The following is a 13,386-nucleotide window of genomic DNA, read 5'->3' as shown; positions in this document are numbered from 1 at the left end:
TCACGCTTGGCGGCGGGCTGACGGTGAGGGTGTAGCTCTCGACTTCAAAATAGGGATTCGGCGGACTGGCGGTACTGGCGTCAGTCACCCGCAGGGTGACGGGATAGTTGCCCGGCGCTGCCGCCGTGGTGCCGCTGATCACGCACGCGCTCGACACACTGATGCCGGCCGGGAAGCTGCCGGTTTCCAGTTGGCAGGTGTGCGGCGAGACGCCGCCGGTGATCGCGAGCGTCTGCGAGAACGGTGCGCTCTGGATGGCGGTTCCGCTCGCCGGGCTGATCGCCAGCGTCGGGTTCTGCACCGTGCCGGTGTAGCTGCGATCCACGAACTGCGCAGTCGGCGAGGTCGAGTCGGTGGAGCGCACCGTGAACGCATAACCGCCGCGCTGAGTGGGCGTACCGCTGATCACGCCCCCGCTGGTCAGCGTCAGGCCCACCGGCAAGGCGCCGCTCTGGAGGCTGTAGGTATACGGGGCGAGACCGCCTGAAGAGGTAAGGGTCTGCGAGAAGGGCGTGCCGGCCGTCAGGGTTGGCAGGGCGGCCGGTGAGACCGTGATCGGAGACGTCGGCGGCGAGATGGTGATGTTGACCCGGACGGTCTGGTTGTTTTCATCCTCGAACCAGATCGTATCGCTGCCTCCGCCCGGGGGCGTGCTGCCGTTGTGCGCATAGGTGATGAACTGGACACCGCCACTGTTCGGTCCAACCGTCACGCTGCCGTGAACCGGCAGCGGAGCGAAAGGGCCACTCACGCCCGCGTCGAAAGGACCATCGCAGGCACTGACGTTGACCGAGACCGACGCCCCCCAGGCCACCGTGGCCGTCAACGGCGTAGGGCAGAACGTGGATGTCTGCGCTGAGGCCAGCGTTGACCAGACCATCGCGAACGCAAGCACAAGTACGGCGAGTGCGCCATTGAGGCGGCGACCCGAGTGGCGGTTCGAGGACGTACGCATGATCCAGTTCCCCTGAGAAGCGCCCGTCGAATACGGGCAACCGGGCCGCCGTGGCGTTTGGCCCTGCTAGAACGCGACCGAGGGGCGAGAGACACACACGACAGCCCCCAAAGCGCGGCTCGCGCATTTGAACAGGCTTGCGGGCAGAGCGGAAGCCCCGACGAGGATTGCAACCCGGAATTGCCCGCCGAAGGGCTTGTGGGCCAGTCGGCCGCAGTCCACAGTACAGCGGCGCGACGCTACCGGGCGCCGGGCTCACCACTCACGGGGAGGGTTACATGAGCGAATTCTTCATCGGTCAGATCATGATGGCCGGATTCGGTTTTGCGCCGAAATTCTGGGCTCAGTGCAACGGCCAGCTGCTGCCGATCAATCAGAATCAGGCGCTGTTTTCTCTGCTCGGCACGCAGTACGGTGGAAACGGCACCACCAATTTCGCGCTCCCGGACCTGCGCAGCCGCACTCCGATCGGCTACGCCTCGTCGGTTGACCCGAGCTGGCAGCCGCCGTCCGTGCAGATCGGCGAGAGTTCCGGCGCCGAGAACGTGACCTTGCTCGGCAGCAACCTGCCGGCCCATACGCATTCGGTCAACGCATCGACAACCAATGGCGACAGCCGCCCCCCGTCGAATCGCGTTTTCGCTACCAGCAACAACGCCAACGGGGCGGCAATCCCCATCTACTCCGCCTCCAACGGTCCTTTGGTGGCGCTCAATCCAGCCAGCGTTGCATCTTCGGGCGGCAGCCAGCCGCATCCCAACCTGCAGCCCTACAGCGTCATCAACTTCTGCATCGCCCTGAACGGCATTTTCCCGTCGCGCAACTGACGGCAGCCAGTCAAGGACAACGGACCCGCGCGTCGTGTCGCGCGATCCCTACAAACTCCGGAGCGCATCCACATGTCACAGCCCTATATCGGCGAGATCCGAATGCTCGCCTTCGGCACGCGCGGCGCCCCCACTGGCTGGCAGGCCTGCGACGGCAGCCTGCTGCCGATCGTCCAGTATGACGCCCTGTTCGCCCTGATCGGCACGACCTACGGCGGCGACGGCCAAACCACCTTCGCGGTACCTGACCTGCGCGGCCGCGTGCCGATCCACCAGGGTCAGGGGGGCGGACAGAGCATTTACGTCATCGGCCAGCGCGCTGGCGCCGAGACAGTGACCCTGCTGCCGAGCCAAATGCCGGCGCACACCCACACCCTTGTGGCCACAACGGGCGCTTCCACCGCGGTCACGCCCGGAGCGGACCTGCTGCCAGGCACGGTCGCGGGCGACACCTTCTACGTCAACACCATCACGGGCAATAACGCCGCAGCGATGTCTCCGCAGATGCTGACCGCGGCCGGGAGCAGCCAGCCGCACGAGAACTGCATGCCCACGCTGACCGTGCAGTTCTGCATTTCACTCTTCGGCATCTTCCCGTCGCAGGGATGAGCGCCATCCCGGCACGCATCGACATTCCACAGCGCCACGCAGGCGCGGCCGCCGCCATGGCGCCGCACCTCATCGGAGGAACTCGCTCATGACCACCCCCTTCATCGGTGAAATCCAGCTGTTCGGCTTCAACTTCAACCCCCGAGGCTGGGCGTTCGCCAACGGCGCCACCCTGCCGATTTCGCAGAACACCGCACTGTTCTCGCTGATCGGCACCATCTACGGCGGCAACGGCCAGACCACCTTCCAGCTTCCCAACTTCGCCGGCCGCGCCGGCTGCCAGCAGGGCAACGGCCCAGGCCTGTCGCCACGCTCGCTGGGGCAGGCTTTCGGCGCCAATACCGTCACCCTGACCAGCAATCAGATCCCACAGCACAACCACGGCGTTGTCGCCTTCTCCCAGACGGCCGCTGGCAGCGGTTCGCATCAGCCCGTCGCCAACGGTGGCCTGTCCTTCCTTGCAAACAGCAGCACTTCGAGGACGTACATCGCAACGCCGCTGAACACCCAACTGGCCCCCAACATGGTCAGTCCCAGCCAGGGTGGCGGCCTCGCACACCAGAATCAGCAGCCCTATCTGGGCGTGAACTTCTGCATTGCGCTTCAAGGCCTCTATCCGTCCTTCCCCTAAGTGGATGCTGAAAGCCGGGCCTCTGACGCCTCGGACATCCGGAGGATGACGTGTCCGCAGGACCGCAAGTACGCCCTCAAGTCGCCGAGGACCTCCCGTGGTTGCGCGAACTCTACGCCTCCACACGGGCCCTGGAACTCGAGGGCGTAGCTTGGCCCGAAGCCGCCAAACGCGCGTTTCTGGACCAACAGTTCGAGCTGCAGCGAACCCATTTCGAGTCGTTCTATGCAGCGGCGCGCTTTCTGGCCGTATTGAGCCCCGAAGGCGAGGCGATCGGGCGCTACATCGTTCTCGAGAAGGCGCCAGAGCACTTGATCGTCGACATTGCACTGTTCCCGCAGTGGCGCGGTCGTGGCTTGGGAAGCGCGCTTATACGCCAGAGCCTGGACTTGGCCGACCGCCAGGGCGCGGAAATCGGCCTGCATGTCCTCAAGCACAACTCGGGCGCTCTTCGCCTCTATCTGCGTCTGGGCTTCAAGATCGTTGGCGACGAGGGCGCCCACTGGCGAATGCGTTGCTCGACGGACGCTCCCGAGTCGTCGAAGTGAAGACACGAGCAGCCCCGACAGTGACCCGCTGTCGCCGCGCCCGGTGGCCGGCGCAGGGCGACACCACGCCGCATCGTGTCAGTTGAAGACAGCCTGGTAGACAAATCCGTCGCGGTTCTGAGCGATCGGGGTCATGAAAATGCCCACCTGCCCCACGCGGGGATGCGTCATCTGGTAGATCTGCTGCGGGAACAGCACCGGGGACGTGTTGAGGAACAGGAGCGAGAACGGTTCTCTTGGTGAACCCGGTCGACTTTGGGGCAGCGGCGAGGCTTCGACCAGAACAAACTCAAGGCAGACGTCGCCAAGGCTGGCCTTGAAGGTCTCGTTCACAGCACCCGCGAAGTGCTGCAGGCTCAGTAGATCCACGCGTTTCTCCGGTCAGAGCACATCAGGCCGTCAGGTCAATGCGGAAGGAGAGGACATCGACTGGCACAGGCGATGCCAAGGGCTGCATCGTATCGCCACTGTGAACCCAGCCCGAAGTACGCGCGAGGACGCCGTCCGCCTGCGGTCCGACCAAGAGGTAATGCCCCGGCACCAGCAGGCCGCTTTCCGAACCGGTCAGCGAAAGAGTCTCCTCGTGCACCGCGTCGCCCAGTTGGTAGTCCAACTCAAAGCGTCGCAGGGTGGCACGACCCGCGACAAATCGAGACCCGGCCGATTCGCTGCGCAAGGCTCCGTCTCCGCCCATGCGCCACGCGGTGAAGCGCGCGCTTTGTCCATCTCGAAGCTCGAAGACGGCATGCAATCCGAAACTACGGATCAGACCGCCGCCGGATGCGGGGTGCAGCCGATCCAGCGTGATCTGCAGGGCTTCCTGATCACAGGCCTCCGTGCAGGCCTGCGCCACGGGACGCCACTTCTGGCCAGGCACAGCCTCGGGCACCCAAAGAATCTGCCAGCTTGCCATCGGCGTCTTGGCAATGCCGGAGGCCGACACCGGAAGCATTGATACTCCCGCCAGCAAGCCGGCAGAACTGAGAAAGCGGCGACGCTCCATGCTGGACCCCTGTAATGAATACGCAACCCGCATGCTTGCAGGCCAGTCGGATGGGACTCCACCCGCCCCGGCGGAGCATAGCCTGAGAAGCCGGCGAAGGTGCAGCAGGGCCGCGTCGCTCGGCCCCTCAAAAGCCCCAGCGCAGCTTGGCGAGTAACTGGTTGGCGGTTTCGTTGGCGCGGCTGCGATCGAACAGCCGGCTCATTCCGAACGCCTCCTCATCCTCACCGAAGTACTCCCCGCCGCGACTCAACACAAGATAGAACTCGCGCTGCGGGGCGAACTCGTAGCGGTAGCGGATCTGTGCCGCCAGCGTGCCGAGGCTGAAGTCCGAAGGCGCGGCGGCGTCGGACAGCGCGCCCGCCTGCACCGCATAGCCCGCCAGCGCCTGCGCGCGCAGGCCGACGTACTGGGCGCGCAGGCGGACTTCGTGGCCCGCCGCAGGAAACCACTCCAGCGTCCAGTCGAACTCGGCCTGGCGGCGCGCATAGCGCCCCAGACGATTGCCACTGTCCCAGATCAGCCAGTCGCTGCTGTCGCCGAGGTACACGCCCAAGGCCGTACTGAAGCGCTCGCCAAGGAACCAGGTCGGCGTGAACTCAAGGAAGCGCGCCCAGCCCGAGAGCCCCTCCTGCTCGACGCCGAGATCGGTCTCGAAGCGCCACGCGCACATCCGCGGGCTCGCAAAATAAAGACCCGCGAGATGCTGCGCCGGCAAGCGCACGTCGCCATTGCCGCGCAGTACGCGGTCATCGGTGTAGGACGTGCGGAGCAGTGTGTAGGCCGTCAGCTCGGCGGCATTGCGGAAGGCCCAGCTGTGCCCCAGCTCCCAGCCGCCGTAGATGCGCTCGCCGGCGCCGTTGCGCTGCCACAGCAGCTCGGTCTCCCAGGACGAGTCGCGCACGCGGGAGTCGGCAGCCCAGGCGCGCCGGTACCAGGTGTACTCGGCGCGCAGCAGGCTCATGTCCGCGCGCTGCAGGAAGCCGAGATCATTCACCTGAAGGTCGCGACCATAGCGGGCCAGCTCGTATTCCTGGCGGAAGCTCGGACTCACCGCATGATCCATGCGCAGCCACAGCAGTCGGCCGTCGGGATCGCCCTGCCCTGCGTCGTCGATCCGGCTCTCGCCGACGGCGCCGCGCAGCTGCAGGCCTTCAAGCGGGCGCCATAGCGCATCGACCACGGCGACGCGCGCCTCGCGGTCCAGCGTGGGCCTGAGGGTCTCGGTGACGGTGGCGCCGTATTCGCCGCTGGCGGTACGCCAGCGGCCGCGCAGCACGCGGAAATCGCGGCCGCGCGCATCGACCGGATCGGCCTCGGTGGCCAGCAGGGTGCCGATGTCGAAGGCGCCGAAGGCACCGGTGTATTTGATCGCGCCGTCGACGTCGCTGATGCCGTCTGGGCCGGCATCCGGGCGACCGCCGATGCGGCGGGTGTTGACCAGCAGGGCGTTGTTGCCCAAGGGCACGTCGAACAGCGCCTGATTCTCGGTGAAGAAGGGCCGCTTCTCGCTGAAGAAAACCTCCAGCGCGCTGAAGTCGACCACCAGCGCGTCGCTCTCGACCTGGCCGAAGTCAGGCGCCAGCGTGGCGTTCAGGCGATGCGCGCCACGTGCGAGGTAGACGTCGGCACCGGCGCGGGTGTCGGTGCTGCGCAGCAGGCGGTCGTTCGCCACCGCGACGTAGGGCACCACGTCGAGGCGCAGGTCGCTGCGCGCTGCGATCTCGAACTTCGCCATGTCGGCGACGAAGGTGGGGTTCTCGAAATCGTAGTGCGGATGCGAGAAGCGCAGGCCGCGCTGCTCGACGACCCGCGAGAGGTAGACGCCGATGGTGGTGCGGCCGTCCTCGACGCGGCCGAGCGGGGCGATGCCCCAGGGCAGGCGCACCTCCACGCTCCAGCCGTCGGCGTCTTCGGCGACGGCCTGCTCCCAGACGCCGTCCCAGTCGTACTTGTAGCCATTCTGGCCGGTGATGATGGCGTCCTGGATGCCGCCGCTGATGCTGACGGTGAACTCGTAGGCGGTACTGCCCTCGCCTTCAAAGTCGATCATCAGATTGACGCGGTCGGCGCGCGCCTGCGCGTCGCGACGCGTCGGATGGCGGGTGCGCGCGAACTCCGGCGGCTGCTCGGCGTGGATGCCGAAGTACAGCCCATCCTCGCGCGAGAGCACGCGGACCTCGGTGCGCACCGGCGGCTGCTCGCGGGTCAGCGGCTGGACGGTGCGGAAGTCATCGATGCGCAGGGCCTGCGCCCACTCGGGCTCGTCCAGACGCCCGTCGAGCTGGATGCCTTCCGCTGCGTTGGCGGCCAGCGCCGGCAGCGCAACACCCAAGCCCAACAGAACAGCGAGAGAAGCAGAAGGAACGAAGCGCATACGACCGGCCGCCAGAGGGCGCGCAAGCATAGGTGAAGGGCGGGTCGTGACGATCCGCCGAAGGTCACCCAGCTGCGTCAGCGTTCAGGGTTCGAAGCCGTTGGCGAACAGCTCACCCTCGCGCCCGCTCACCGACACGTTGATGGAGCGTGTTGCGCTGAGCGCGCCGCCCGAGCCGGTGTTGCCAAGGTCATTGATGCCCAGGCTCAGACTGACCGAGGCCGGCCCGGTGGGCGAGGCGGTGAAGCGCACCGGCGTCGCCGCCACGAAGCTGTTGATGGCGGACAGGGTGCCCGACAGGGTGAGACTGCCGCTGCCCGAGCCGCTGACAATGACACCACCACCACTGCTGGCAGTGAAACTGCCGGAGCCCGCGCTGTAGCTCGCCTGCACGGCGATGCCGCCGCCGGGCGAGTCGACATCGGCATAGCTCACACCGCTGATGGCCGAGGACACGCCGGCCTGTACGGACAGCGAGGCTAGGGCGTTGAGGGTGGGCGCGTCGTTGACCGCAGCCATGGCCAGCGTCACCGAACGCGTGGCCGGCGCTGCGACAGCGTCAGTCACAGAAAGGCCCAGCGTCAGGTTGCCGTTGGCATTCGCGACCGGCGCATAGCTTAGGCGGCCGTCGGCCAAGAATGTGTTCAGCGCGGAAGGGCTGCCCGTCAGCACGCGCGCGCTGGCGGTACCGCTCACGCTGACCCCAGCGACCGCGGTCGCATTCAGCGCGCCCGAAGGCACCGAGAAGGTGGCGGCCAGGCTGGCGCTGTCGGGGTCGGCAAGGCTGATGCCGGTCAGGGTCAGGCTCGTGTCCTCGACGCCGTTGATGCTGGCAGGCGCATTGATCGTCGGCGCCTGGTTGCTGCCGATGGGAACCACGCAGGCCGCAGGCTGGCTGGCCAGGCGCCCATTGAGCTGGGTGACGTGGGTCGGATGCAGCTCGGTCGACACGCCGCAGTTCAAGCCATTGAGATGGCAGTAGGACATCAACGTGCCCTGCGGCGCCAGCGGCGACTCCGCGCCGGTCGGACAGGACTGCGGGCCGGCGTAGCAGCCGCCGCCGGATTCACCGTTGAAGCAGCGGTCGATGGTGCCGGTCGCGGCCTGGGCGCCGGTCGTGGCGTTGGCACAGTGGGTGTGGCGGGCGCCCAGGTTATGGCCGAGCTCGTGGGCCACCACATACGCATCGTCCGCCGCATCGAACATCGGGCTGTTGAACACCCGCGTCAGACTGTAGTGCCCGAACACATTGCCTCCCGCGACGCCCTTCGCATCGCAGTAACTGCCGCTGGACACCAGCCAGGCAATGCCGGAAGAACTGAAGCCGCTGCTGGCCTTGCCCGAAAGCTTGAGTGCGAAGGCACGCGGCACACTGGCCTGGTTGTCGCGCCACCAGGCGCTGAATTCGTTGAGCGCCGCTCCGGTGGCCGAGCTGTCGGTGTTGGCGTAGGGATCCGGCGCGCTGGAGGGGCGCAGGATCACCGTGCCCTGCAGCAGGCGCAGCTGCAGGCCGTATTGGGCCGGGTCGTCCTCGTAGATCGCGTTCATCGCCGCGACCAGGGCTGCCACGTAGGCCGTGGCGTTGCTGGTGTTGTTGCTGAACTTCCTCTCCAGCAGCTCGTTGTCGGTATCGATGGCCAAGGTCACCTGGCGCGTCGCCACCTTGGGCGCAAACGAGGTCTGCGCGAGGCTGCGCGCGGCGGGCCCCGCCGCGACGCCGAACAGCGAGGAGGCTTCGCGGGCGTGCAGCGGCTGCGGGTCTGGCGCCCGGCTCTTGCCGACGGCAGCACCCGGCGCGCTCAGGTCGCCCATGCAGGCGGCCTCCCGCAGCGAGCCGTCCGGCAGGGGTTGCTCCATGTCGCTGGCCTCCAGCGCGAGGCCCTCCCCGTCCTGCTTGCCCTTCAGCGCATACATGCGCCCCTCCAGCAGCAGCAGGCCTTCGGCCTGTGCGCTCTTGGGGTCGAGGCTAAGCGACATGCGCCGACCGGCGCTCGGCTCGGCGATGAAGTGCAGGCGCGGATCGCGCGGCAGCTCGCGGTAGCCATCGGCGGTCGCCTCCAGCACCCGCGCATCGGGCGCATAGACCTCGATGCGGCGGAGGCGCAGCTCCAAGGCTTTGGGCGCGTCGCCCGCGCGCAGTGCCGCGGACGATCGCCACTGCAGCAGCACTCGACGCTCCTCGCCCAGCTTGGCTTCGGTGAGGGCCTCGAATTCGGCGGCACCCAGCTGGGCTTGGCCGGGCTCCGCCGCCTGCGCGCAGTTCAGGACACTCGATGCGAGCAGAAGACCCAGCAGGCTGAGAGCGCGGAAAGCCATGGCACACGTCCGATCGAAGAGCCGCAGGCGCGGCGGAGCTTCGAAAAGTCTAGCCGCCCTTCGTCCCGCAACCTGTGACCGCCGGCAGGTGATGCTGCAACCGTGCTGAACCGGTTCAGTCGAAGCGCGGCTCGCGTCACTGCGGGGGCGATTGGTGGAACGCGGTCTCAGAGCGTGTGCAAAAACCCAGACGCCGTAGCGAGGGCGCCTCCGGGTGTTCGTGGTAAAGCGCGGTGCGCGACTTCAAGGGCGTTTGGCGGGTCAAATGACCGCGGAATTCGCGCAGCGCGCTGCCGCCACGGGCGTCCAGAGGCGGCCGCATTAGGCGGATGGTTCTCACATGCTCTCAGGCCACCGAATCGCTGCGCGGCGGCAGGAAGGCGGGATCGATGCGCAGGCCGGGCCGCTCGTCGTCCCAGAGCATGTTGGCCACCCGCCAGCGCTGGCCGTCGTTGTAGAGCTGGATGCTGTTGATCCCGCGCTTGATGAAGTCGGTGTGCTCGGCATCACGCCAGGCTTCGTAGGTGCTGAACACCTGGGCGATGTTGCCGAAACGTTGCACCACGCGGTGGATCTCGACCTCGAAGAAGGGCGCATCGCCGATCTTCTGCTCGAAGTTGGCCGGATAGTCGGCGACGTCCATCACCAGGGCCCAGGGCGTGCCGGCCTCATCCACACCCGTGCGTACCATGCGCGCGAAGGGCATGAACAGCTCGGCCTGCTGCGACCAGTCGCGGCGATGCCCGGCCGGCCCCGAAACCTGGTGATACAGGGCCTGCATCAGTGCGCCAATGGCGGCTTCGTGGTCCATGCTCAGGGCTCTGCGCCAGTCAGGTCTAACCAGTATGGGTCTGGACCGGGGCAGCTCCGCATGCGTCGAAGGTATCGAGGCTGCCGCGACGTCGCATCTTTCGACGGCAAACGCCTAAGCTGCAGGATCAAGTTCCAGCGCCGGCGGATACACCCTGCCCTCGCGCAGCGGCCGGAAGCACTCGCCCTCGCGCAGGAATTCGGCTTCGCCGCTGCGCGGATGCCAGCCGGGCAGCAGCGCCGTGGGCAAGGGACGCAGCTCCTGCGGATCGGTCAGGAGTTCGCCTGACGCAATGCCCTCGGCGACGCTGCGCACGAGCGTGCTGGTCGAGACTTCGGGCGGCGCCAGCACGGCGATGGCCTTGCCGACCAGCAGCGGCTGCGGGTACAGCGCGTGCTCCAGCAGCGCATGGCCGAACACGTGAGCCTCGAGTGCCTCGGGGTCGAGCTGGACGCGGGCACCGAGCGCGCCCCAGTCGTGGGCATCCCACAGCGTCAGCGTGTGCGCATCCGACACCCGCACCAGCACGCCGGCCTCGTCGAAGTGGGTCAGCGCACACTGGCCGCGGGTGCGCTCGCTGGCACCGACCAGGGCGACATCGGCAGCCTGGCGCGCATTGAGCGCCGACTTCAGCTGAGGAAAGCGCATCCAGACCAGCGCATTTAGCAGGTCATGCCAGTTGTCGGCGCGGGTGGGGATCTCGCCGCGCTCGTAGATGCGGGTCTCGTAGTGAAGTCCTTCGGCCAACAGCTCAGGCGTCTGCTCGACGAAGCGCAGGCCGCGCATCGTGGACGCGTGCTTCAAGCCGCAGGCGCGCGCATTGAGCGTCCCCATGTCGGGCCAGTGCTCGACGGTGAGCAGGTCCAGCTCGAAGCGATAGGGCGCGAAGGCCGGATGCTCGAAGACCGAGCGGTCGACGGCTTCGCGCGCGGGCGCCTCGAAGCGACGCTTGGCCATGGCGTCAGTCGTCGAACTCGTCCTCGCCCGGGCCGATCAGGCCGAACAGGTCGTGCTCGTCGCTGCCGAGGATGCGCACGTTGACGATGTCGCCGGGCTTGACCCCCATGGCCTCGCCGTCCTGGATCTGCACCAGTCCATCGATTTCCGGCGCATCGAAACGCGAGCGGCCGATCGCAAGCTCGCCTTCGAGGTGGTCGATGATCACCGGCTGCAGCGTGCCGACCTTGGCCGCCAGCTTGGCCTCGCTGATCTCGGCCTGCAGCTCCATGAAGCGCTGCAGGCGCTCCTGCTTCACTTCCTCCGGCACCGCGCCCGGCAGGTCGTTGGCAGCCGCACCCTCGACCGGCGAATAGGCGAAGGCGCCGACGCGATCGAGCTGGGCCTCTTCGAGGAAGTCCAGGAGCTCCTCGAAATCGTCCTCGGTCTCGCCAGGGAAGCCGACGATGAAGGTGCTGCGGATGGCCAGCTCGGGGCAGGTCTCGCGCCAGCGCTGGATGCGCTCAAGCGTCTTGTCGACCGCACCCGGACGGCGCATGGCCTTCAGAATCTTCGGGCTGGCGTGCTGGAAGGGGATGTCCAGATACGGCAGCAACTTGCCCTCGGCCATCAGCGGAATCACGTCGTCGACGTGCGGGTAGGGATACACATAGTGCAGGCGCGTCCAGATGCCGAGCTCGGACAGGCCTTCGCAGAGCGCCTTCATCCGGGTCTGGTAGGTCTTGCCGCGCCATTCGCGCTCGGCGTATTTCAGATCGACGCCGTAGGCCGAGGTGTCCTGCGAGATCACCAGCAGCTCGCGAACGCCACCTCTTGCCAGCTTTTCGGCCTCGCGCAGCACGTCATCGACCGGGCGACTGACCAGGTCGCCGCGCATGCTGGGGATGATGCAGAAGCTGCAGCGGTGGTTGCAGCCTTCGGAAATCTTGAGATACGCGAAGTGCTTGGGCGTGAGCTTCAGCCCGTAGTCCGGCAGCAGGTCGATGTAGGGGTTGTGCTGCGGAGCGACAACTTCGTGCACCGCGTTCATCACGCTGGCGTAGTCCTGCGGGCCGCTGATCGCCAGCACTTCAGGGTGCGCCTCGCGGATGGTCTCGGGGCGCTTGCCCAGGCAGCCGGTGACAATCACCCGTCCGTTCTGGCTGATCGCCTCGCCGATCGCGTCGAGCGACTCGTCGACCGCCGAGTCGATGAAGCCGCAGGTGTTGACCACCACCACATCGGCCTCGTCATAGGTCGGCACGATCTCGTAGCCCTCGACCTTGAGCTGGGTGAGGATGCGCTCTGAGTCGACCAGCGCCTTGGGGCAGCCGAGGCTGACGAAACCGACTTTGGGGGCGGAGCTGGACATGGCGGCTGCGGGTCTGGCGAGCGAGGGGCGCGGATTATACGCCCCGGCTCTGAACGCCTGCCCGCGGGCGTCGCCTTACTCGAGCGGCGCCTCGCTGTGCGAAAGCTCTTCGAGGGTCTGCCTCATGAAGCTCTGCGCGGCTGAGCTCAGCTTCTCGTGGTCGAGTGCGAAACGGATCGTGGCCTGGATGAGGCCGATATGGCTGCCGCAGTCGAAGCGCGTACCCTCGAAGTGGTAGGCCAATGTCTTGTGCTGGGCGACGCGCGCGGCGATGGCATCGGTCAGCTGGATCTCTCCACCGGCGCCGGGGCGGGTGGCGCGCAGGGCATCGAAGATACCGGGCCCCAGGATGTAGCGCCCGACCACCCCCAAGGTACTGGGTGCAGCCTCGGGCTTGGGCTTCTCGATCATGGCGTGAATGCGGCCCGACCGGCCCTCGAACCCTTCCGTCGCGACGATGCCATAGCTCGAAGTCTGCGCGCGCGGCACGTCCTGTACTGCGATCACGCTGGCCTGTTCGCGCTCGGCCAGGTCGGCCATCTGCTTCAGCGCACCGGGTCCGCTGGCGTTCCAGATCAGGTCGTCGGGCAGGAGCACGGCGAAGGGCTCGTTGCCAATCACCGGTTCGGCGCACAGCACCGCGTGGCCAAGGCCCAGCGCCTCCGCTTGAGTCACGAAGATGGCGCGCACGTGCGGCGGCAACACGCCACGCACGACATCCAGCAGCTCCTGCTTGCCGGCGCGCTCGAGCTTCTGTTCCAGCTCGTAGGCCTTGTCGAAGTAGTCGGCGACCGCGTGCTTGTAGCGGTTGGTGATGAAGACCAAGGTGTCGCAGCCGGCTTCAATGGCCTCGTCGACCGCGTACTGGATCAGCGGTTTGTCGACGATCGGCAGCATTTCCTTGGGCACTGTCTTGGTGGCGGGCAGGAAGCGGGTGCCGAGTCCGGCGACCGGGAATACAGCCTTGCGGATGCGTTGGGACATGGTCTTCCGTGAGTGGA

12 protein-coding genes and 1 pseudogene are annotated in these 13,386 nt (G+C 67.0%); 4 read left to right on the top strand and 9 right to left on the bottom strand.

Annotated elements, in window-relative coordinates; all coding sequences use genetic code 11:
- Window positions 1-31 precede the first annotated feature (31 nt).
- A pseudogene (locus BLP83_RS19365) lies at window positions 32-880 on the bottom strand (Ig domain-containing protein); the annotation flags it as partial.
- A gap of 353 nt (window positions 881-1,233) precedes the next feature.
- On the opposite strand from BLP83_RS19365, the gene BLP83_RS07225 reads away from it, so the two are divergent.
- From BLP83_RS07225 to BLP83_RS07210, 4 genes are all read left to right on the top strand, one after another.
- Window positions 1,234-1,782, top strand: a complete 549-nt coding sequence (locus tag BLP83_RS07225; RefSeq protein ID WP_091240642.1) for a phage tail protein — start codon at window positions 1,234-1,236, stop codon at window positions 1,780-1,782.
- A gap of 72 nt (window positions 1,783-1,854) precedes the next feature.
- A complete protein-coding gene (locus BLP83_RS07220) occupies window positions 1,855-2,391 on the top strand; it encodes a phage tail protein (RefSeq protein ID WP_091240639.1) in 537 nt (178 codons plus the stop codon).
- A gap of 88 nt (window positions 2,392-2,479) precedes the next feature.
- Window positions 2,480-3,022: a phage tail protein gene (locus BLP83_RS07215; protein WP_091240638.1), complete on the top strand. Its 543-nt coding sequence runs from the start codon at window positions 2,480-2,482 to the stop codon at window positions 3,020-3,022.
- 50 nt (window positions 3,023-3,072) lie between these two features.
- A complete protein-coding gene (locus tag BLP83_RS07210; RefSeq protein WP_091240635.1) occupies window positions 3,073-3,570 on the top strand; it encodes a GNAT family N-acetyltransferase in 498 nt (165 codons plus the stop codon).
- Window positions 3,571-3,648: 78 nt separating this feature from the next.
- Here the strand turns inward: BLP83_RS07210 and BLP83_RS07205 are convergent, their stop codons facing one another.
- The 8 genes from BLP83_RS07205 to galU form a co-directional block, all read right to left on the bottom strand.
- Window positions 3,649-3,939 (bottom strand): DUF6916 family protein, encoded by a 291-nt coding sequence (locus tag BLP83_RS07205; protein ID WP_091240633.1) that lies wholly within the window; start codon window positions 3,937-3,939, stop codon window positions 3,649-3,651.
- A 22-nt stretch (window positions 3,940-3,961) separates the two neighbouring features.
- Entirely contained in the window at window positions 3,962-4,573 is a 612-nt protein-coding gene (locus BLP83_RS07200; protein ID WP_143006583.1) for a hypothetical protein, read from the bottom strand.
- 127 nt (window positions 4,574-4,700) lie between these two features.
- The gene (locus BLP83_RS07195; protein ID WP_143006582.1) at window positions 4,701-6,950 is read right to left on the bottom strand and encodes a DUF5916 domain-containing protein; all 2,250 of its coding nucleotides are present in this window, start codon (window positions 6,948-6,950) and stop codon (window positions 4,701-4,703) included.
- Between the two features lie 84 nt (window positions 6,951-7,034).
- Complete coding sequence (locus tag BLP83_RS07190) at window positions 7,035-9,266, bottom strand: M12 family metallo-peptidase (protein ID WP_091240626.1); 2,232 nt, start codon at window positions 9,264-9,266, stop codon at window positions 7,035-7,037.
- 346 nt (window positions 9,267-9,612) lie between these two features.
- Window positions 9,613-10,077, bottom strand: a complete 465-nt coding sequence (locus tag BLP83_RS07185) for a hypothetical protein (RefSeq protein WP_091240623.1) — start codon at window positions 10,075-10,077, stop codon at window positions 9,613-9,615.
- A 114-nt stretch (window positions 10,078-10,191) separates the two neighbouring features.
- Complete coding sequence (locus BLP83_RS07180) at window positions 10,192-11,034, bottom strand: DUF3025 domain-containing protein (protein ID WP_091240621.1); 843 nt, start codon at window positions 11,032-11,034, stop codon at window positions 10,192-10,194.
- 4 nt (window positions 11,035-11,038) lie between these two features.
- Window positions 11,039-12,385, bottom strand: coding sequence for a 30S ribosomal protein S12 methylthiotransferase RimO (rimO, locus tag BLP83_RS07175; protein WP_091240619.1), 1,347 nt, complete (start codon window positions 12,383-12,385; stop codon window positions 11,039-11,041).
- 75 nt (window positions 12,386-12,460) lie between these two features.
- Window positions 12,461-13,369, bottom strand: a complete 909-nt coding sequence (gene galU / locus BLP83_RS07170; RefSeq protein WP_091240616.1) for a UTP--glucose-1-phosphate uridylyltransferase GalU — start codon at window positions 13,367-13,369, stop codon at window positions 12,461-12,463.
- Between the last annotated feature and the right edge of the window lie 17 nt (window positions 13,370-13,386).

This window comes from Aquimonas voraii (genome assembly GCF_900101825.1).
Classification (GTDB): Bacteria; Pseudomonadota; Gammaproteobacteria; order Xanthomonadales; family Xanthomonadaceae; genus Aquimonas; species Aquimonas voraii.
This window is presented reverse-complemented; position numbering and strand designations above follow the sequence as displayed.